Annotated in this window: 19 protein-coding genes; 16 read left to right on the plus strand and 3 right to left on the minus strand. The window is 67.2% G+C overall.

The window, feature by feature from the left end; translation table 11 throughout:
• Window positions 1-17 precede the first annotated feature (17 nt).
• From MSB02_RS06815 to MSB02_RS06830, 4 genes are all read left to right on the plus strand, one after another.
• Window positions 18-1193 (plus strand): LiaI-LiaF-like domain-containing protein, encoded by a 1176-nt coding sequence (locus tag MSB02_RS06815; RefSeq protein ID WP_267194480.1) that lies wholly within the window; start codon window positions 18-20, stop codon window positions 1191-1193.
• A 29-nt stretch (window positions 1194-1222) separates the two neighbouring features.
• Entirely contained in the window at window positions 1223-1756 is a 534-nt protein-coding gene (locus tag MSB02_RS06820) for a PspC domain-containing protein (RefSeq protein WP_267194481.1), read from the plus strand.
• A gap of 68 nt (window positions 1757-1824) precedes the next feature.
• Window positions 1825-2688 carry an amidohydrolase family protein gene (locus tag MSB02_RS06825; protein WP_267194482.1) on the plus strand — a complete coding sequence of 288 codons (864 nt, stop codon included), beginning with the start codon at window positions 1825-1827 and terminating at the stop codon, window positions 2686-2688.
• Window positions 2689-2697: 9 nt separating this feature from the next.
• Window positions 2698-3531, plus strand: coding sequence for a class I SAM-dependent methyltransferase (locus MSB02_RS06830; protein WP_267194483.1), 834 nt, complete (start codon window positions 2698-2700; stop codon window positions 3529-3531).
• 23 nt (window positions 3532-3554) lie between these two features.
• Here the strand turns inward: MSB02_RS06830 and MSB02_RS06835 are convergent, their stop codons facing one another.
• The gene (locus MSB02_RS06835; protein WP_267194484.1) at window positions 3555-4220 is read right to left on the minus strand and encodes a Maf family protein; all 666 of its coding nucleotides are present in this window, start codon (window positions 4218-4220) and stop codon (window positions 3555-3557) included.
• Window positions 4221-4288: 68 nt separating this feature from the next.
• On the opposite strand from MSB02_RS06835, the gene MSB02_RS06840 reads away from it, so the two are divergent.
• From MSB02_RS06840 to MSB02_RS06895, 12 genes are all read left to right on the plus strand, one after another.
• Window positions 4289-6442, plus strand: a complete 2154-nt coding sequence (locus MSB02_RS06840; protein ID WP_267194485.1) for a HEAT repeat domain-containing protein — start codon at window positions 4289-4291, stop codon at window positions 6440-6442.
• Window positions 6439-7962: an HD-GYP domain-containing protein gene (locus tag MSB02_RS06845; protein ID WP_267194486.1), complete on the plus strand. Its 1524-nt coding sequence runs from the start codon at window positions 6439-6441 to the stop codon at window positions 7960-7962. Before MSB02_RS06840 ends, MSB02_RS06845 begins: the two co-directional genes overlap by 4 nt.
• A 60-nt stretch (window positions 7963-8022) precedes the next feature.
• Complete coding sequence (locus MSB02_RS06850) at window positions 8023-10728, plus strand: UPF0182 family membrane protein (RefSeq protein WP_267194487.1); 2706 nt, start codon at window positions 8023-8025, stop codon at window positions 10726-10728.
• A 377-nt stretch (window positions 10729-11105) separates the two neighbouring features.
• Window positions 11106-11714, plus strand: coding sequence for a septal ring lytic transglycosylase RlpA family protein (locus MSB02_RS06855; RefSeq protein ID WP_267194488.1), 609 nt, complete (start codon window positions 11106-11108; stop codon window positions 11712-11714).
• A 121-nt stretch (window positions 11715-11835) separates the two neighbouring features.
• Complete coding sequence (locus MSB02_RS06860) at window positions 11836-12183, plus strand: phage holin family protein (protein WP_267194489.1); 348 nt, start codon at window positions 11836-11838, stop codon at window positions 12181-12183.
• 8 nt (window positions 12184-12191) lie between these two features.
• The gene (locus MSB02_RS06865; protein ID WP_267194490.1) at window positions 12192-12422 is read left to right on the plus strand and encodes a hypothetical protein; all 231 of its coding nucleotides are present in this window, start codon (window positions 12192-12194) and stop codon (window positions 12420-12422) included.
• Window positions 12423-12446: 24 nt separating this feature from the next.
• Complete coding sequence (locus tag MSB02_RS06870) at window positions 12447-12959, plus strand: cyanophycin synthetase family protein (protein WP_267194491.1); 513 nt, start codon at window positions 12447-12449, stop codon at window positions 12957-12959.
• 228 nt (window positions 12960-13187) lie between these two features.
• Window positions 13188-14468 (plus strand): aminotransferase-like domain-containing protein, encoded by a 1281-nt coding sequence (locus MSB02_RS06875; RefSeq protein WP_267194492.1) that lies wholly within the window; start codon window positions 13188-13190, stop codon window positions 14466-14468.
• Between the two features lie 5 nt (window positions 14469-14473).
• A complete protein-coding gene (locus MSB02_RS06880; protein ID WP_267194493.1) occupies window positions 14474-15427 on the plus strand; it encodes a D-alanine--D-alanine ligase family protein in 954 nt (317 codons plus the stop codon).
• Window positions 15428-15496: 69 nt separating this feature from the next.
• Complete coding sequence (locus MSB02_RS06885) at window positions 15497-15943, plus strand: YtxH domain-containing protein (RefSeq protein WP_267194494.1); 447 nt, start codon at window positions 15497-15499, stop codon at window positions 15941-15943.
• A 105-nt stretch (window positions 15944-16048) separates the two neighbouring features.
• Window positions 16049-16738 carry a PRC-barrel domain-containing protein gene (locus MSB02_RS06890; protein WP_267194495.1) on the plus strand — a complete coding sequence of 230 codons (690 nt, stop codon included), beginning with the start codon at window positions 16049-16051 and terminating at the stop codon, window positions 16736-16738.
• A 9-nt stretch (window positions 16739-16747) separates the two neighbouring features.
• The gene (locus tag MSB02_RS06895) at window positions 16748-17383 is read left to right on the plus strand and encodes a GNAT family N-acetyltransferase (protein WP_267194496.1); all 636 of its coding nucleotides are present in this window, start codon (window positions 16748-16750) and stop codon (window positions 17381-17383) included.
• 17 nt (window positions 17384-17400) lie between these two features.
• Here the strand turns inward: MSB02_RS06895 and MSB02_RS06900 are convergent, their stop codons facing one another.
• Both MSB02_RS06900 and MSB02_RS06905 read right to left on the minus strand, forming a co-directional pair.
• Window positions 17401-18018, minus strand: a complete 618-nt coding sequence (locus MSB02_RS06900; protein ID WP_267194497.1) for a 5-formyltetrahydrofolate cyclo-ligase — start codon at window positions 18016-18018, stop codon at window positions 17401-17403.
• Window positions 18019-18038: 20 nt separating this feature from the next.
• Window positions 18039-19271 (minus strand): Nramp family divalent metal transporter, encoded by a 1233-nt coding sequence (locus MSB02_RS06905; RefSeq protein ID WP_267194498.1) that lies wholly within the window; start codon window positions 19269-19271, stop codon window positions 18039-18041.
• Window positions 19272-19290 lie beyond the last annotated feature (19 nt).

A 19290-nucleotide genomic window follows, 5' to 3' on the forward strand; every position in this document is an offset into this window, starting at 1 on the left:
CGCCGATGGGAGCCTCTATGAACGACGACCCGAACACTCACACGGGCGAAGCGCCCGCCGCCCCTCAGCAGTCGGTCCAACCTGCAGCACCGGCGGAGCCGCCACCCGGACGTGCGGGATCGCGCTTTGCGCTGTGGGCCGGCGTCGGCCTGATCCTGCTCGGCGGGCTGTTGCTTGTGAGCCAGTTCGTGCCGGAGGTCGGTCTATGGCGCTGGTGGCCTCTCATCGTGGTGGCTGTCGGGATACGGCAGCTATTCGGCCCTGTGCGCGGCGGCTGGACGCTTCGCAACCTCGGCGAAGGGCTCACGACCATCACGCTGGGTGTCGTGTTGCTTGCCCAGATGCTCGGATTCGTGCGATGGGACGTCTGGCTCTCGATCCTGAGACTCTGGCCGGCGCTCATCGTGGCGCTCGGCTTCGAGCTGCTGGGCAAAGGCACGAGGAGCGAGCTGGTGCGCTTCATGGGAAGCCTGGTCGTGATCGCGGCGCTGGTCTACGGCGCATTCGTGATGACTCCTACCCGTGGCTGGCCCCCGGTGTTCTCAAGCGCCGAGGCGACCGCGTTCGACCATACGGCGCCCCATGTGAACCGGATCGTGGAAGGCACGGCAGAGATCACCGGCGCCGCCGGTGACCTGACGGTGGCCGCCGGACGCGATCTTGTGAGGGTGGAGGGCCGTTCACCGTTCACACCTGAGTACGACGTGGACATGGATGGTCGTACGGCGGTCGTGAGGATCGGCGCCGGGGAAGGCGTCTGGGGTCCGATGACGCCGGCTTCGGAACTCGACGTCAGGCTGGATCGCTCGGTGGCATGGGATCTTGATGTGAACGCCGGCGTGTCGGGGTACGAGCTCGACCTGCGTGATCTCACGCTCACGGCGCTGGAACTCGATTCCGGAGTCTCTGACGGCGCCCTGATCCTCGGTGAGCCGGGACCCGGTGGCGGCGACGGGGCCCCGGTGGACATCAAGGCGGGTGTCTCCGCGCTCGAGGTACGTGTCCCGCGAGGCGCGAACGCGCGTGTGGTGATGAGCGACGGCCTGTCGGGCATCGAGACCGAAGGGGAGTGGGAGATGCAGCGGGAGGACGGCCGCCGCATCTACCATAGCGAGGGTTTCTCGGACCGAGGTCCGTTCTGGGACATCCGGATAGAGTCCGGGATCAGCGGCATCACACTCTCATATCATTAGCGGTCCAGAGCAACGAGGAGGTCATCAGAGTGTCCGAGACACAGCAGCCTGGCGGTCAGCCGTCGGGCCAGAACGACAACAGCGGGTGGATCATCCTGGGCGTCATCCTGGTGGTAGCGGGGTTCTTCCTGGGTGCACAGAGCCTGGGTCTCGTTCCGTGGCCGCTCACGGAGATGTGGCGATTCGTCGGCAAGGCCCGCGGCGGTCTGGGGATCGTCCTGCTCGGGATCGCTCTGATCATGTGGGCGCAGTCGGGGCGCCGCATCGAGATCAAGCGCACCGGCGGCAAGCTCACGCGCTCGCGCTCAGAGAAGTGGATCGCAGGTGTGCTCGGCGGCCTCTCGCAGTACTTCGGCGTGGACGTCACGCTGTTGCGGCTTGCCTTCATCGGCCTGGTCGTGCTGCTCGACGTGGGCGGGCTCATCCTCGCCTACATCGTGATGGCGATCGTCGTACCGCTCGAGCCTGAGCCGACAGCGCCGCAGGTGGCGGCGCCGCCCGCCCCGCCGATCCCGCCTGCGCCGGAAGCGCAGGACGGCGGCACGCCGCCCGCCGGCTCGTGATCGTGGAGCGAGCGGACTCCAGAGCACCCGCGCCTCCCACCAGGCCCGGCGACATCGTCGATGCGCACGTGCATCTCTTCTCCCTTCCGCTCTTCAGGGAGTTCGTCGAGCGCACCCCCGACGTGCCTGCCCGATGGCGCGCGGCTCTCGAGAAGGGGCGCTGGGGCCGCCGCAACGAGGTGTTGCCGGACCTCGACGCAGAGAGCATGGCCGAGTGGTACGCGGAGCGCCTCGACCACGCAGGCATCGCCAAGGCGCTCGTGGTGTCCGTCTGGCCCGACTCGCAGTACACACGCGACTTCGTCGCGGCGTCGGCAGGCCGCGTCTCGGCGCTCTGCAACATAGACCCCCGGACGCCCGACGCATCCGAGCTCCTCGAGCGCGAGATGGCGGCGGGCTTCAAGGGCGTGAAGCTGTACCCGGTCAACCGCCGCTTCCATCTCTCCGACCCGGCGTGCCGCCCGTTCTTCGAGAAGGCCGCCGAGCTCGGCGCGGCGTTCACCATCCACTACGGGGTGACGGTCGATCCCGCCGGCGACCTGCGCTACGCGGATCCCACGGACCTCTCACCCGTCGCGCGAGACTACCCCGACACGCCCTTCGTGATCGCGCACTTCGGAGCCGGGTACCTCTCCGAGGCGCTGCGTCTCGGATACCAGTGCAAGAACGTGTGCCTCGACTCGTCCGGCACCAACAACTGGATGGACTACGATCCCCACGGCTACACGCTGGCGCAGGTCTTCGACCGGACCCTCACGGCGTTCGGCCCGGAGCGCGTGCTGTTCGGCACCGACTCGGGGACGACGGGGCCGTACCGGGAGTGGATCGCGTTCCAGCAGCGCCGTACGCTTGAGGAACTGGGTCTCTCGGCACGCGACCGGGACCTCGTTCTGCGGGCCAACGCGGTGCGCATCTTCCATCTCGATGGATAGGAGCAGGCGGTGAGCTTCGGCACCCACAACGAGGAGCGCGAATACGACGAGCTGGTGAACTGGGACGCGCGGCTCACCCGTGAAGGACCCTTCTTCAGACGCCTCTTCGAGGAGCGCGGCGTGCGTTCCGTGGCCGATGTGGGTGCGGGCAGCGCGCGTCACTCGATCATGTACCGCTCGTGGGGGCTGGATGTCACGGCCATCGACCCGAGCCCGCAGATGCTCGAACTCGCGCGGGAGAACGCCGCCAGGCTCGGAAGCGACGTCCGCATCGTCGAAGGGGGCTTCGGTGAGGTGGCGCGCATCGCGGGTCCATCCGTCGACGCCATCACCTGTACGGGCAACGCGCTACCCCACGTGAGGTCCATAGAAGGACTCCGGGAGGCGCTTGGCGACTTCGCCACAGCTCTCGTGCCCGGCGGTGTGCTCGTGCTTCACTACCTCAACCACGAGCGGCTCCTCAAGAAGAGGATCAGGACGATGTCTCCCGTGTTCAGGGAGACGCCGAGCGGAGACAAGTTCTTCATCAGGTTGCTCGACTACACGCCCACGGGCGACGGCATCCTGTTCGACTTCGTCACGCTCGTGCGCGACTCGAGCGTCCGCGAGACGCCACACACCATCGAGAGCTGGCCCAAGACGCTCGAGGCCGACCCCGGTGGCGGATGGAGCGTCCGCTCCCGGCGCTCCCTCCACTTCGCGATCCCCGGCGGGCTGATCATCGCCGAACTCGAGCGCGCGGGTTTCGGCGATATACGCCTCCTGGGCGATCACGAGGGCCGGCCGCTCGACGCCGACGCCGATGAGAGCCTGATCGTCGTGGCCCGACTCGCAGGCTCCTGAGTCCTTCGGGCGCGTCGGACGCGTCAGCGTTCGATGGCACAGACCACGGGGCCGAGCCGGCACCGCCTGCCGAGCGCCGCGTCGCATGCCTCCACCGGCGGGGTGAGCGCCTCCGGAGGTGCGCCCGCATCACCCGATGCGAGCATGCGATACAGGTGACAGAGCGGGAGCCCCGCTACGTTCTGGAAGCACTCGTCATCGGCCACGCTGGCGAGATGGTGCTCGATGTTGTATGCGCCCGCACAGCCGAGCGCCTCTCCGCTTGCGAGCCACGTCTCCCGCATATCGGCGTCCAGCATCCGCATCCGGACGTCCGTTGTGACAGGATGGGTGATCGGCGTGTCGGCGTCGGGACCGAGGATGGCGACGCCCGTGATCACCTGGTGCGTCCGCCCGGAGAGCGCGTCGAGCATGCGTCGCGCCTCGGCCATGTCGGCGGGCTTCCCCAGCACGGCTCCGTCGAGGACCACGATGGTGTCGAACGCGAGCAGCGTGCCGGTCTCGCCGCTGGCGCGCGCCTCTGACGCCTTGTCGGCAGCCAGGCTGGTTGCGAGGTGGGCCGGCTCGAGGGGCCGGGCGAGGTCTTCGTGCGTGTCGGTCGACATGGAGCGGACGTCGAGGCCCAGCCACGCGATGAGCCGGCGCCGGCGAGGCGATGCGGATGCGAGGACGATCGGGGAGCCGCTCATGCGGCGATGATAGCACTGCGGAATAGGAAGCGGCATAATCGGAACCAGTGCAGTCGCCTGGAGAGAAGATGCCCACGAGACCTCTCGAACCAGAGCGAGCGCCCGAACAGGTCGAGCGCTTCGTCAAACAGCTCCTGGTCGTCTACAAGGCGGCCAAACTCTATCCTCCGGCGAGCGAGATCCCCGGCGAGAGCGCCTCGGCGCTGCTGAAGCTGTTGCATGCGCTGCTCCGGGAGTCTCCCGATCTCGTGTTCCAGGTCACCAAGGACGGGCTGCTTTACAACGCCCTGCCGGTCCTGCCCGATCTCAAGCCGTTTCGGCAGTTCGCCCGCGAGTGCTACAACCGCCATCTCTCGGAGATCCGTTTCCACTCAGGAGCCAGCACCCGCGACGTCATCGGTCTGTGCAGGGTCCTGTTCGAGCCACCCGAGCAGGTGGCGGCGGCGGGTGGCGTTGAGCAGCGGTTGTGGGATCTGCAGGTCGACGGTATCACCGTTCGCACCGCCTCGACGAAGATCGTGGATACCGAACTCGATGAAGCCGAGCCGGACCTGGACCCCGACGAGCAGTGGCCTCCCAGTTTCCAGCGGATCGATGAACTGGTGGACGCCGCGTACGGTGCGCGACCGCGCGATCAGCGGATGCTCGTCCGCTTCGTCCAGAACCCCCGCCTGGTCGCCAAGTACCTTGGTGAGCTGGCCTCCTCCGGGCGCGGCGGACGCCCGCTCACGAACCTGATCGCCGGCAGGGTGGTCTCGATGGCGCACGCCGCCTCGGCCGAACTCGCAGAGGATCAGCCGGCCATCTACCGGGCGATCGCGGAGGCGCTCCTCGGCCTCGAGCCGGAGACCCGTCGAGGCGTGCTCGCGGAACGGCTGCTCCCCGACTCCCGGGTGGATCAGACGGTAGCGGCGGTGATGCGTCAGTTCGAGATAGGCGAGCTGTGCAAGGCGCTTGTGGAGGGCCTGAGCCCCGATCCCGTTTCCCGTGATGGCCTGTCGCGGGCGCTCCGCAATCTCGCGGTGATCAGCATGCAGCCCAAGGAGCTGATACTGGAGGCGGCGGGCGAGGCGCTTGCCGAGTCGGGGATTGACGGCGATTCGATCGCGACGATACTTGACAACGCCGCACCGACCCAGATCCGTAGGCCGGGAAGCACCGACCGGCAGGACCTTGAGAGCATCATCCGCCTTGTGGACCTCGCGCCGGTGGCGTCGGAGTCGGAGTCGGCCGAGACGGCGGCGCTGAGAGCCGAGGTCGCCGATGGCATCTCCGACAGCGACGTGCTCCTGACGCTCGTGACCCTCGTCTCCATCGAGCGTCGGCCGGAGATGTTCGCATCGCTGATGGGGATGCTCGAGGATGGGCTCACCCTTCTGCTGGAGTGGGGCGAGTTCGGCGAAGCCGCCGATGCCGCCGCCATGCTTGCGGCGGTGCGTACCGATCCTACCGTTGAGCAGGAGCAGCGAACACGTGTGGACGTGGCGCTTCGCACGATGGCGCAGCCTAAGGCGATGCGCGAGGTGGTCATGGCGCTGCGTTTCCACCACCACGAAAGCCCGGAGGTCGAGTCGTGTCGCCGCTTGCTCTCGGTGCTCGGTGGCCACTCGATCGCGCCGCTCCTCGAGGTCCTGGCCGATGAGCCCGACATGGCTGCACGCAAGAGCCTCGTGGACCTGATCTCGATGCTCGCTCCCGGGCACGTGGACGAGCTTGCGGCCAAGATCACCGACCCGCGCTGGTACTTCGTCCGCAACGTCGTCGCCATCCTCGGCGCAACGCGCGAGCGCTCCGCGCTACCCCCGCTCGCGCGCACGCTCAGGCACGGCGACCCCCGTGTGCGCCGGGAGACGATCCGCGCGGCAGCGGGCATCAAGGACAAGCTTGCCGAGGAGATGCTCGTCGCAGCCCTTTCAGACGACGATCCGCAGAACGTCGCGTTGGCCGCCCGGTACCTGGGTACGTTCGGGCTCGACAGCGCGGTGCCGCATCTGGCGGCTCTCGCGCTCGATGAGGGTCGGGGCAACACCGATCCGGCCGTGCGCATAGAGGCCGTGGAGGCGCTCGGCCGCCTCGGTACGCCGGCCGCCGCCGATGCGCTGCGCAGGGTGCTGAAGCAGCGGAACTTCCTCGGGGGTGGACGCACGCGGGAGATCCGCACGGCTGCGGAGTCGGCGCTCGCCGGGATCGAGCGTTCGAGCGGGACAGGGGGCCGGCGATGACCGACGATACGAACCAGCCTCGCCGCGCCGACGAGGTCCGCGCTCCATACAGCGTCGGCGAGGGCGCCGAAGGTCCCGCGCGATACGAAGCGGATCGCATAACCGCGGAGGTCCGTGAGACCGCTCAGGGCGTTCGCACGTTCTCGAGCGCCCAGGTCGCGCGCGCCCGTGACCTGCTGGCGCGCCTCTACGCGCTGCGCCGCGCCATGCGGCTCTACCCGGACGACCATCCTGCGGTAGGCCAGGCATGCCGCGGACTGTTCGACGTGATCGCCGCATTCCACGCCGAGGGTGCGGACGTGCCCCTCACCTTCTTCGAGGACGAGGTATTGCTGGGAGAGCAGGTGCTTGCCGAAGACAGCCTCCTGTTCGATCAACTCATCCGTGACATGGAGTCGATCGGAGCGGGCAGCATCACCTTCATGCGGGGCACGACACCGGACGAGGTCGAACGGTTCGCGATCGTCGTGGGAGCCAGGGTCGATGAGGTGCAGGCTCTCGAGGGCGGCATGGCGACCCTGGTCGAGCGCGTTCGCTGCCCGCACATCCTCGTCAGCACGGTGAGCGTCGTCCGTGACGACGTAGAGGTCGACGAGGGTGATGCGCGCGAGCTCGCCAAGACGACATACACCGGGACGCTCGGACTCCTTCGCGAACTCGAGCGGCTCATACGGGGCAACCGCGAGCTCAACGCGGCACAGATCAAGAGCACGGCGCGCAGCCTCGTGGACAGCATCCTTCGCAACCGATACGCGATGCTCGAGCTCTCGGGCCTCAAGAGCTTCGACGAGTACACGTTCTATCACTCCGTGAACGTGGCGATCCTGTCCCTTGCGCTTGGCTCCGCGCTCACCCGCGACTACCGCTTCCTCTCGGCGCTTGGCGTGGGCGCCATCCTCCACGACGTGGGCAAGATGTCCGTCGACCTGTCGGTCTTGAACAAGACCGGGCCGCTCACGAGCGACGAGTGGGCCGAGATGCGGCACCATCCCGTACGGGGCGCCGAGGTCGTTGCGATGACGTCCGGTATCGACCGCGCCTCGCTCGTATGCGTGCTCGAGCATCACATGCGGTACGACCTCGGTGGTTACCCCCGACGACAACCCGAGCGTCCGCAGCACATCGCGAGCAGGATCGTCGCGGTGGCCGACGCCTACGACGCGATGACGTCGCAGCGGCCATACAGCGCGCCGCGCATGCAGGATGAGGCCATGGGCATCCTGGTGAAAAACGCCGGCTCTGCGCTCGACCCCGCGCTGGTGCGCCAGTTCGTGGACATGCTCGGGTACTTCCCTCCGCGATCGTTGGTGTTGCTGGACACCGGGGAGACGGCCATCGTGGTCAGCCCCAGCCCGAGCGACCCGGCGCGCCCCGCGGTTCGGATCATCGCCGGTCCCGACGGCACGGTCATCGATCCCGTGGACCTCGATCTGAGCGATGTGAAGGACGCGGGTGGCCGCTCGGTGGTACGGTGTCTGGACCCCGCCGGCATGAACGTGGATATCGCCGAGTTCCTGTAGCCGGCCCATCGGCCTGGTGGGGAACATACGCGTAAGACCCCCGACGGGAGGGAACGCCTCATGCCCACGACCCGCCCAAGCCGCACCACGGTCATCGCGATAGCGGTCATCGCGCTGTTCATGCTCTCCGGCATCGCCGCAGAGTTCTACACCGACGCCCTCTGGTTCGGAGAGCTCGGGCAGGAGGGCGTGTTCTGGCGGACGCTCGCCTGGCGGTGGGGGGTCGGGGCGGTCTCCGCGGTGGCCTTCCTCGGCGTGCTGTGGTCGAACCTCATGATTGCCCGCAGGATCGCTCCTCTCAGGCCGACACGGGTGGTGGACAGCAGTGCGCTGCGGTGGGAAGAGACCATCGCCCGGATGCGGGAGGTCGTCGGCCGTCACACCAATACCGTCGCGCTGGGTGTCGCCGTGTTCGCTGCGTTCGTTGCGGGGACCGCCGCAGCGCAGTCGTGGGAAGCCTTCGCGCTGGCGCTCAACGGTGGTTCGTTCGGTATCGCCGACGCGCAGTTCGGCCGTGACGTGGGCTTTTTCTTCTTCACACTGCCTGCATTCCGCGCCATTCAGCAGTGGCTCACTGGCGCGCTCGTGGTCACGTTGCTCCTCACTGCGTTCGTATACCTTCTCACCGGCTCGATCAGGCCGTGGGACCGGTGGCGCGGCTTCGACCCTCACGTGAAGGCGCATCTCTCTGTGATCGGTGGACTCGCCGTGGTCGTCCAGGCCTTCGGCTACTGGCTCGACATCTTCGAGCTCGACTTCTCGCCCCGCGGGCAGGTGGTCGGCGCCTCGTTCACCGACATCAACGCGCAGATCCCCGCGTATTACATCCTGATCGCGATAGCGCTGCTCTCAGGTGTGGCGCTGATCGTGAACATCAAGGTGCGCGGTTGGAGGCTGCCGGCGATCGCGCTGGGCACGTGGGTGGCGGCCGCCATCCTCGTAGGAGGTGTGTATCCCGCGCTCGTCCAGCAGTTCCGGGTGGCGCCCAACGAGGTCGAAGCTGAATCGCCGTACATCGAGCGGAACATCGAGGCTACCCGCAAGGCGTTCGGTCTCGACGAGATCGACACTCGCGCGTTCCCTGCCGATGAGAGCCTGACCGCCGATGACCTCGTCGACAACCAGCGCACCATCGAGAACGTGCGCGTGTGGGACCCGTCGGTGGTGGCCGATACATACCGGCAGCTCCAGGGCATGAGACCGTACTATGAGTTCTACGACGTGGACATCGATCGATACACCCTCGACGGCGAGCGTCGTCAGGTGCTGGTATCCGCGCGCGAGCTGGATGTCACGCGGCTGGCGAGCCAGGCGCAGACGTGGGTGAATCAGCATCTCGTGTACACCCATGGGTACGGCGTGGTGTTGAGCCCGGTGAATGAGAGCAGCGGGCAAGGTTACCCGCAGTTCCTCGTCAAGGACATCCCGCCGGTCTCCGACACCGACCTTGCGATCGAGCAGCCAGCGCTCTACTACGGCGAGCGCACCACCAACTACGTCATCGCCGGTACGGGTCTGGCCGAGTTCGACTACCCGGTGGGCGACTCCAACGCCGAGACCAGCTACTCGGGCAGCGGAGGAGTCGAGGTGGGAGGGTTCGTGCGACGTGCGGCCTTCGCCATCCGCCTTTCAGCGCCTCAGATACTGTTCAGCGGTTACATCACGCCCGAGAGCAAGGTGATGTTCCGCCGGGACATCTCGGCGCGGGTGAGCGAGGTCGCTCCCTGGCTCTATCAGGATTCCGACCCCTATCCCGTCGTCGCCGACGGGCGGATCGTCTGGGTCGTCGACTGCTACACGGCCTCGGACAGGTATCCCTACTCGGAGCGGTACAACGGTATCAGCTACATCCGCAATTCCGTGAAGGTGACGATCGACGCCTACGACGGCACCACCACCCTGTACGCGTTCGATCCGGACGACCCGCTGATGGAGGCGTGGGGCGCCGTGTTCCCCGGGCTCCTCACCGATGCGGCGGAGATGCCCGATGAGGTGGCGGAGCACCTGCGATATCCGGCCGATCTGTTCTCGCTCCAGGCCGACGTGTACAAGACCTATCACATGCTGAACGCCAAGGTCTTCTACAACAAGGAGGACCAGTGGTCGCTGCCGGGAGAGAGCGCCGATGGCTCGGGCACGCCGATGGATCCATTCTATGTGCTGATGGAGCTCCCCCAGGAGGACCAGGAAGACTTCATGCTGATGATGCCATTCACGCCACGCACGAAGGCGAACATGATCGGCTGGATGGCCGCCAAGTCCGATCCCGGTTCGTATGGTGAGCGGGTGGTCTACACGTTCCCGAAGCAGCGGCTCGTCCTCGGTCCCGAGCAGGTCGAGGCGCGGGTGAACCAGGACCCGGTCATCTCGCAGCAGCTCACTCTGTGGAGCCAGCGGGGCAGCGGCGTCGTCTGGGGCAACCTGCTCGTCATACCGATGGACGACTCCATCGTGTACATCCAGCCGCTCTACCTCCAGTCCGAACAGACAGCGATGCCGCAACTGACACGCGTGGTAGTGGCATACGGCGACAAGGTGGCGATGGAGCCGGACCTGGCCACCGCCCTGCTGAGCGTGTTCGGCGAGGCGGAGCGCGGTGACGAGGGCCAGGGTGTCGCCGACGCGGCCACGGCCTGGAGCCTGTACGAGAAGGCCGTGGAGGCCCAGCAGGCGGGCGACTGGGGAGCCTACGGACGTTACCTGGAGCAGCTCGGTGACGTGCTGCTCGAGCTGAGCGGAGAGGCTTCAGTCACCGTCGAGCCGTAGAGATCGGATCCGCGCTTCGCCACCTGCACGACCGCGATGGTTCCCAAAGAGCCGTTCGTGTGGTATCGTCACTGCTCGTTTGCTGGATAGCGGAGTCAGTGTGGCGTGCGTGAGACGGCCGAAGGGCCGCTGCGCGGGACCGGCGACACGCGGCTCACCGGTAAGAAGACGCAGGACCGACAGCGCAAGGGCGCGCGGGTCCGGAGGATCACGGTCCATACCACGAACAGCAGAGCACGTGCTGGGTGGCCAAGACGGCGGGTACGTCCGATCCGCGTGGCCAGGAGCACGGCGACATGCTTCTCTCTCCACTCCTTACTTTGGTCGTCGTATGCCCTGGGCTGCCGTCTGTCCTGTAGCCGTACATGGAGGACAGTGTGAAGGTACGACAGAGTGGTGGCTCCGCACGCCTGTCATCGAGGTCCGCGTTCGTTGCAGCGGCACTCGTGGTGATGACGCTTGCGGGAGCAGGAATCGTTCCGATGCTTGCGGCCTCGGCCCAGATCGTTGCTGAACAGGCGACCGAGACAGGCCTCGGCAAAGGACTCGCTCCGGCTTCAGGAAAGCCGGATCCCGACCAGTTGCGCACACCCTCGGGCCTTGTGGCCGAGGGTGAGCCGGTAAGCGCGACCCGGAAAGCGACCGCGATCCGCAGGTCCGCGCCCGCCAGGCCGGCGGCCTCCGGCGGCAGCACGGCTCCCACGGGCAGCGGGTGGAGGTCGGCCAGGGTCTCGTGGTACGGACCCGGCTTCTATGGCAACACCATGGCGGGGGGCGGCACGCTTCAGCCCAACAGCATGGTGGTGGCCCATCGCAGCCTTCCGTTCGGCACGCGCATCGAGTTCTCCTACAAGGGGCGCACGTGTGTGGCGGTCGTGCAGGACAGGGGTCCGTTCGTAGGTGGCCGCACATTCGATCTCGGGCCGGGCACGGCCAAGGCGCTCGGCTTCGGCGGCGTTGGAACGGTCGACTACCGTATCCTCTGACGGCTCGTCGTCGTGAACCTCGAGCGGCGCCCCCATCGCGGGGGCGCCGCTCGCGCTTTCATCCCCGCGTGCTGTTTGGGGTATCTTCGATACAGGCGCTATCGTTCTCGAGGAGGCGACTATGGCTGGACCGGAAGAGAGATCCACAGGCGGCATGACGGGGTTCGAGGCCGTCATCGACGCGGTGGCCGACCTGCTGCAGACAGCCGTGGACTGGCTCCGTCAGGAGGCCGCCGGGCTCGTTCAGGACAAGATCGTCGCGCCCGTGCAACGGCTCGGGCTCACGCTGGCATCGGCAAGCGCAGCCGCCGCCTTGCTCGCCCTTGGCCTGACGTTCATCTCCGTGGCGCTCTTCCTGCTGCTTGCGCAGTGGGTGGGCTATCCCGGCGCCTTGCTCATCATAGGAGGAGTGCTGGTGCTCGGCTCCGCCGTGTTCCTCGTCATCAAAGTGAGGTTGATGCAGAAGTGAGCGGATCGATGCAGAATGCAGCGGACGACAAGCGCATAACCGTGGACGATCTCAAGCAGAAGACGATGCAGGTCCGGGACCTCGCCGAGGCGGAGACCCGTGCGGTCACCCGCACGGTGCTCGAGCGCGATGTCACCAAGATGGTCGCGGTGGGCGTGGTGGCGGTGGTCGCAGCGCTGTCGCTCGCGTACTACCTCGGTACCCGGAGCGCCCGGGACGGCCTGCGCGACCTCGCCTGAACCGTGAGGCTCCGATGCGTCAGAGTGCTCGAAGACCGCGTCGACTTCGTGCTGGAAGTCGGTGTGGCGGGATCGGCGGATGCCCGCGCTTCGGCTGCGGCGGCTCTGTTGGAGCGGCTTCCCGGCCTCTCCGATCATCGCTGCTCCACAGGGTGTGACCACCCCTTCGCCGAGGAGTTGGCCATCACCGAGCCAGCGCACCTGTTCGAGCACCTCGTGCTCGAGATCATGAGCTGCGCGGGGTCGCCGCGCAGCGTCCACGGCGAGACGAGGTGGCGCAAGGGAGACGATGCGTTCCGCGTGTCCGTCTACGACGACGACGACGCCGTCTGTGTCGGCGCCGCTCGTCTCGCGTTGTGCATGATCGACGACGCGTTCGCAGGTCGTGCCGTACGCGATCCCCGGGACGCGATAGAGCGCCTCCGGTCGCTGAGAGCGGAGCCGAGCCGTAAGAGAGGCGTGATTGACCCTGCGCGAGCCGCGGTGCTAAGGTACCCTGCAACCCCCGAACCAGGGGCGCACACGATGTGGACGTGAGGGAAGAGGGCGTCATCGGCCCGGCCACCCCTCCATAGGTCCCCCGCCAGCACGCTCGGCAGGAGCGGAGGAAGCGGGCGGTCGACCCGGGCCGTTATCCCGGGACCGAGGTCCGGCGAGCACCACCGAACGCCGGACGAAGACAGGTGGTACCGCGACGACCCTCGCCCTGTCGGCAGGGTCGTTTTCTGTTGTCTGGGGACGCATCTGCGTCTTTGAGGAGCAGCGATGGGTACCGCACGAGTGGTGTTCGACAGGTGGAGCGACCGGTATGCGGAGCGGATGGCCGACGTGCGGTCGAGCGCCGTGCGCGACCTCTTCGCAGCGGCTACCCGTCCCGACATGATCTCCTTCTCGGGGGGCATGCCGGAGATCCGGCGCGTTCCCATCGAGGCGGTCATCGGCGCCACCACCGCGGCACTGAGGGATTCAGGCACCGAGGCGCTCCAGTACGGTTCCTCCGAGGGACGCCCTGCCATCAGGCAGGTGGTGGTCGACCTGATGGCCGAGATAGGCGTCCGCGTGAAGCCCGACGACCTCGCCATCACCGCGGGGGCGCAGCAGGCGCTCGACCTCATCGCCAAGATATTCATCGACCCCGGGGACACCATCATCACCGAGGGGCCCACCTACCTCGGCGCCTTGCAGGCGTTCTCCGCGTACCAGCCCAACGTGGTGTGCATCCCGATGGACGAGCACGGTATGCGTACCGACCTGCTCGCCGAGGAGCTGAAGCGCCTTGGCCCGCAGGGCGCCAAGTTCATCTACACGATCCCCAACTTCCAGAACCCGGCCGGCGTGACGCTCACGCCGTCGCGGCGGCGTGAGCTGCTCGAGCTTGCGCGGGAGTACGACATCCCCGTCATCGAGGACGATCCGTACGGACGCCTGCGCTTCGAGGGCGGGCATTGTCTGCCGCTGCGCGCGCTCGATGACGAGGTGATCTACCTCGGCACCTTCTCCAAGATCTTCGCCCCGGGGCTGCGTCTCGGTTGGGTCATCGCACCGCATCCGATCATGGCCAGGTTCATGCTCGCGAAGCAGGCGGCCGATCTGTGCGGCAGCGCGTTCGCGCAGACCACCGCGGAGCGGTACTTCGCCGATACCCGATGGCGCCGGGTCCTGCAGGACCTCACTCGGGCATATGCCGAGCGGCGCGACACGATGGTCGCCTCGCTGGCGGAACACTTTCCCGCAGAGGCGCGATGGACGGTGCCCGAGGGCGGCTTCTTCGTGTGGGTGGAGATGCCTTCGTTCCTCGATCTGAAGTCGATCCTGGCCGAGGCCGTCGAGCGGGGCGTCACGTACGTTCCAGGGGATGCGTTCTTCCCCGACGGGCGCGGTCGAAACTGCATGCGTCTCGGCTTCTGTTACGCCGAGCCGGACGCCATCCGTGAGGGCGTCAGACGGCTTGCCGAGGTGCTCGAGGACAGGCTGGAGCTGTATCGCGCGTTCGCCGCGGCGGGAGCGCTGCCGGCCGTGGACGACCCAACCGATGAGAGGGGCTGATCCGGGTGCAGGAGAAGATCGCCGTGCTGATGGGGGGACAGTCGCTGGAGCGTGACGTATCACTCATCAGCGGTAAACGCGTCTGTGACGCGCTCGAGGCGCAGGGCTACCGTGTGCTCGCTCTCGATGTGACCCCCGACCTGGTCACGACCCTGCGGAGTGAGCGGCCCGACGCGGTGTACATCGCGCTGCACGGCAAGTATGGCGAAGACGGCACGGTTCAGGAACTGCTGGAGTTCCTCGGGATACCCTATACGGGACCCGGTGTAACCGCCTCGGCATTGGCCTGGGACAAGGCGCTCAGCAAGCGTCTGTTCCGCGCTGAGGGCATTCCCACGCCCGCCTGGGTCACGTTCACCGCAGCCGCCTTCAAGCAGATGGGGGCGGCCACCGCGCTGGATCTCGTGCCCGGGGCGGTGGGAGGGTTCCCGGTGGTCGTGAAACCGGCGAAGCAGGGCTCCGCGCTCGGACTCACGAAGGTGGACGGACCCGAGGGCCTGGCGGAGGCGTTGCTCACGGCCCTGTCCTACGGTGACACGGCGATCGTGGAGAAGTGGATCGATGGCCGGGAGCTCGCGGTCTCGGTCGTTGACGGGCCGTCGGGCGAGGCGCGCGTGTTCCCTCCCGTGGAGATGGAGCCCAAGAGCGGGCTGTTCGACTTCTCGGCGATGTACACGCCCGGTGAGACCGACTACTACGTGCCCGCGCGGCTCGACGAGCCCACCATGGCCGAGGTGACCCGGATGGCCGAGCGCGTGCATAGGCTGCTCGGCTGTGAGCGGGTCAGCAGAGTGGACATGGTGGTGGGCGGCGACGGCGTGCCGTATGTGCTCGAAGTGAACACCTCCCCGGGCATGACCGAGACCTCGCTGCTGCCTATGGCCGCCGCGTCGGCCGGGCTGGATTTCCAGGAGTTGGTGGGTCATCTGGTACGCTCTACACTGGATGCAGCGCGGTGATTGGGTACATACATCACTGTCGTCAGACATCAGTATCGGTCCGCTTGCGACTTCGGAGGTGTGTTCCCGATGTACGACTATCGCAGAGGTGAAAGCATACTCGGTGCGTTCCTGCTCGGCGGCATCATCGGCGCCGTGCTCGGCCTTCTCTTCTCCCCCCGCTCCGGCAGGGAGAACCGTGACTTCATCGCCGCAAAGGCCGATGAGTACTGGGGAGAGGGCAAGCAGTTCTACGAGACAAGCCGCGCCAAGGTGCTCGATGAGACCGAGGAGATGCGCGTGAAGATCGACTCGGCGCGCGATCGGCTCAAGGAGCAGGTGGGCACCGTCACACAGCAGGCCAAGGACAAGGTCCAGCAGATCGCCCCGGCGGCCAAGGACGCGCTCGGCAAGGCTGGCGAGTCGGTCAAGTCGGGGATCGATGCTGCGGAGTCCAAGGCGCAGGGCGCGCTCGACAAGGTAGCCGAGAAGACAACCGCCGCCGAGGGTGGGGCTGGCGCGGCCACCACGGAGTAGCCACGCTCGCTATCGCGGTATGATAGAAGGGCCGGTCGCCGTCGCGGCCGGCCCTTTCGCTATCGAGCGACCGTGAACGATCGAGCGGTGTATGGAGTGAAGCACATGCCGAGTCTGTCTGGGTACGAGCGCCTGTCCGTGGTGGGCTCAAGCGGCCGGCATCTGGGTCGCGTCTCCGCGGTGCTCTTCCACCCGGGCGAGCCGAGGGTCGTGGGCTTGCAGGTGGACCGGGGCTCCATCATGGGCGTCATAGACCAGCGGCCGCGCTTCCTGCGGTTCGACGCCGTGCGCGAGGTCGATGAAGCGACGCTCGCCATCGACGGGGACTCGCTGCCCGGTGACAGCGCAGGGGAGCGCGCACTCGGCTTCTCATGGGATGACACCATCATCTGGCACCGGATGCCGGTACACACCCCCGACGGAGACGAGGTCGGCACCGTCCATGACGTGGTGTTCGACGGCGATTCCGGGGTCATCGAGGAGGTGCAGGTCTCGACCGGGGCTGTGGGTGACATGGCCGTGGGGCGGCTTGAGGTCCCGGCGAGCCTCGTCCGCGGCTTCGACGGCGAGTCCGTCGTGGTGGAGGCCGGCTACGCGGAGCTCCAGGCCACCGGTGGCGCCGCGAAGGCGGCGGCCAGCGGGGTGACCGCCCTCAAAGAGCGCGGCGAGCAGGTGGCAGACGGTATGCTCGAGGTGGGAGTAGCGGCGTCACGCGCCCTGGGCCGCTCGTTCAAGAGCGGGATGGGGCGCAAGGCCATCGATAAGATGAAGGCGCTCATGGACGACGAGGAGTAGCGGAAGACCGTGCGCAAGATCATCGGCCTAAGCATGCTTGACCGGGAGTCCTTGCCCGTCGACTGTGCGGGATGCGTGTTCTGGGAGACGACGACGCGTCTTCCGTTCGAGTGCGGCTCGCGTTGTGACGACGAGCAGGCATTGGAATGGGTGCGCACCGTTTCCGCCGAGTGGGGGGAGTGCGGCAGGGCGGTAGTGGAAGACGGCGAGACGATGGGGTTCATCAAGTACGCCCCACCTGTCCATCTTCCACAGGCCCGTCACCTCCCGGCGGGACCACCCGAGGCGGGCGTGCCCCTCATCGCGTGCATGCACATCGCGCCTAACGCGCGTCGCGCTGGAGTCGGTGGCCTTCTGCTGAGGGCGGCGATGCGCGACCTCGCCATGCGTGGAGAGCGCTCGGTGCAGGCGTACGCCGTCACCGGTTCCAGGGACCTCTCGCACATGCCGGTGGTCGGAGTGGAATTCCTGCTCCGCCACGGCTTCACCGTGTCGCGCCCGCACCCGGAGACGCCGCTGCTCCGCGTGGACCTGAAGACGCTTGCGTCATGGACGGAGAACCTTGAGGCGGTCCTCGAGTCGCTGAAGATCCCCCTTCGGGCGCCCCGCGGTGAGCCGGTGACGCTCGCACGAGGAGATCGCTAGTCGTCAGCAACCGGGCGTCAGTACGACGCCGGGCTCCGCCTGAAGACCCGCGTGGGAGTGACCACGACGTCGGTGGGACGGTCGCGCTCGTCGTGGGGAACCGCATCGACGATCTGCTCGTCGTAAGCGACACCGATGGTCGGCGGCACGGGATCGGGGCCGCCGAGCAGGGCGTCGTAGTAGCCGCCTCCGAACCCGAGCCTGTTCCCTTCACGGTCGAACGCGACGCCGGGGACGATGATGGCGGAGAGGCGGGAGACCTCGGCTGGCGGTGTCGTCTCGGGGGGCTCAAGCAGTCCGAACGTTCCGCGCAGCAGCACGTCGGGATCGTCGACCCAGTGCACCGTCAGGGTCCGGGATCCGGCCACGCGGGGATACGCGATGCGGACCCCTCGCTCGCGGAGCGCGAACTCCAGAACGCTCACGTCGACCTCTTCGGGAGCAGCGCCGTAGAGCATCACGTTAGCGGCGGAGACGACCTCGGGAAGGCTCAGGACCCGTTCGGCGACGGCATATGCGCGTGCAGTGCGATACTCGGGAAGCACGGAGCGCCGCGCCGCACGCGCGCGGAGGCGCAGCGCGGCTTTGGCGCGATCGAGGTCCTGGTCAGAGAGGTGTGCTGCGGAGGCGACCATACATGAAGGATAGCATCGGTTCAGCCCACGCCCAGGATCGTCATCCCCAGGAGCACGGCCGTCAGCGCGATCACGACAAGGATCGTGCCCCATGCAAGCACGTTGTGCGCCCGGCCGTTCACGTGGCGCCCCATCACCGCGCGATCGTTGACGATCCGCATCATGAAGACGAGAAGGAACGGCAAGAGGACCCCGTTGATCACCTGGGACACCAGCATGATGCCGATGAGGTCGATCCCGGGCACCAGGATCACCGCGGCCGAGGAGAGGATCACCCCGGTGTACAGGCCGTTGAACAGGGGCGCCTCCGACCACGACCGGTCGATGCCCGACTCCCAGCCGAACGCTTCGCAGATGGCGTAAGCGGCTGTCAGCGGCAGCACGGCCGCAGCGAGCAGGGACGCGGAGAGCAGTCCCACCGAGAAGAGCAGTTCCGCGTACGGGCCCGCCAGGGGAGCGAGTGCGCTCGCCGCGTCATCCGCGCTCTCGATGACCGCTCCGGCCGGATGCAGCACCGTGGCGGTGGTGATGATGATGAAGCAGGCGATGACGTTGGCGGCCACAGCGCCCGCCATCACGTCCCATCGGGCGAGGATCCACTCCTTGACCGTGGTCCCCTTGTCCACGATGTTGCTCTGCACCAGGAACTGCATCCACGGTGCGATCGTGGTGCCGGTCAGTCCGATCGCGAGCGCGATGAAGGCACGGTCGGGGACGATGCGGGGCGTCACCATGGCGTGGCCGACCTCCAGCCAGTCGGGCCGCGCGAGGAACGCGGCGACGACGTAGGCGATGAAGACCGACGAGAGCGCCAGGAACACCTTCTCCACGTTGCGGTAGCTGCCTCTCACCACGAGGAGCCATACCACGAGCGCCGCCACAGGGACCGAGAGGTATCTGGTCACGCCGAAGATCTCCATCGCCGCCGCGATGCCCGCGAACTCGGCGATGGTGGTGGCGGCGTTGCTCGCCAGCAGCATGAGCATCGCCAGGAACGTTGGCCGGACGCCGAAGCGCTCGCGGATGAGAGCCGCGAAGCCCTTGCCCGTGACGGCGCCCATCCTGCCGGCCATCTCCTGGATGATCACGAAGCTGGGTGTCATGGCGAGCATCATCCACAGCATCGTGTAGCCGTATCGTGCGCCCGCCACGGAGTACGTCGAGATGCCGCCGGAGTCGTTCCCGGCGGAGGCTGCGATGACGCCGGGACCGATCACGCCCAGCACCGCCAGCAGCGGCAACCTCCTCTTCATGTGGTTCGTGGAGATCACG

The sequence above is a fragment of the Anaerosoma tenue genome (assembly GCF_023161965.1).
Lineage (GTDB): Bacteria > Actinomycetota > Coriobacteriia > Anaerosomatales > Anaerosomataceae > Anaerosoma > Anaerosoma tenue.

What these genes read in the sequence shown, in the direction of transcription:
- MSB02_RS06815 (WP_267194480.1), top strand. Translation starts at nt 18, where the DNA reads ATGAACGACGACCCGAACACTCACACGGGCGAAGCGCCCGCCGCCCCT.
- MSB02_RS06835 (WP_267194484.1), bottom strand. Translation starts at nt 4,220, where the DNA reads ATGAGCGGCTCCCCGATCGTCCTCGCATCCGCATCGCCTCGCCGGCGC.
- MSB02_RS06840 (WP_267194485.1), top strand. Translation starts at nt 4,289, where the DNA reads ATGCCCACGAGACCTCTCGAACCAGAGCGAGCGCCCGAACAGGTCGAG.
- MSB02_RS06845 (WP_267194486.1), top strand. Translation starts at nt 6,439, where the DNA reads ATGACCGACGATACGAACCAGCCTCGCCGCGCCGACGAGGTCCGCGCT.
- MSB02_RS06850 (WP_267194487.1), top strand. Translation starts at nt 8,023, where the DNA reads ATGCCCACGACCCGCCCAAGCCGCACCACGGTCATCGCGATAGCGGTC.
- MSB02_RS06860 (WP_267194489.1), top strand. Translation starts at nt 11,836, where the DNA reads ATGGCTGGACCGGAAGAGAGATCCACAGGCGGCATGACGGGGTTCGAG.
- MSB02_RS06865 (WP_267194490.1), top strand. Translation starts at nt 12,192, where the DNA reads ATGCAGAATGCAGCGGACGACAAGCGCATAACCGTGGACGATCTCAAG.
- MSB02_RS06875 (WP_267194492.1), top strand. Translation starts at nt 13,188, where the DNA reads ATGGGTACCGCACGAGTGGTGTTCGACAGGTGGAGCGACCGGTATGCG.
- MSB02_RS06885 (WP_267194494.1), top strand. Translation starts at nt 15,497, where the DNA reads ATGTACGACTATCGCAGAGGTGAAAGCATACTCGGTGCGTTCCTGCTC.
- MSB02_RS06890 (WP_267194495.1), top strand. Translation starts at nt 16,049, where the DNA reads ATGCCGAGTCTGTCTGGGTACGAGCGCCTGTCCGTGGTGGGCTCAAGC.
- MSB02_RS06900 (WP_267194497.1), bottom strand. Translation starts at nt 18,018, where the DNA reads ATGGTCGCCTCCGCAGCACACCTCTCTGACCAGGACCTCGATCGCGCC.
- MSB02_RS06905 (WP_267194498.1), bottom strand. Translation starts at nt 19,271, where the DNA reads ATGAAGAGGAGGTTGCCGCTGCTGGCGGTGCTGGGCGTGATCGGTCCC.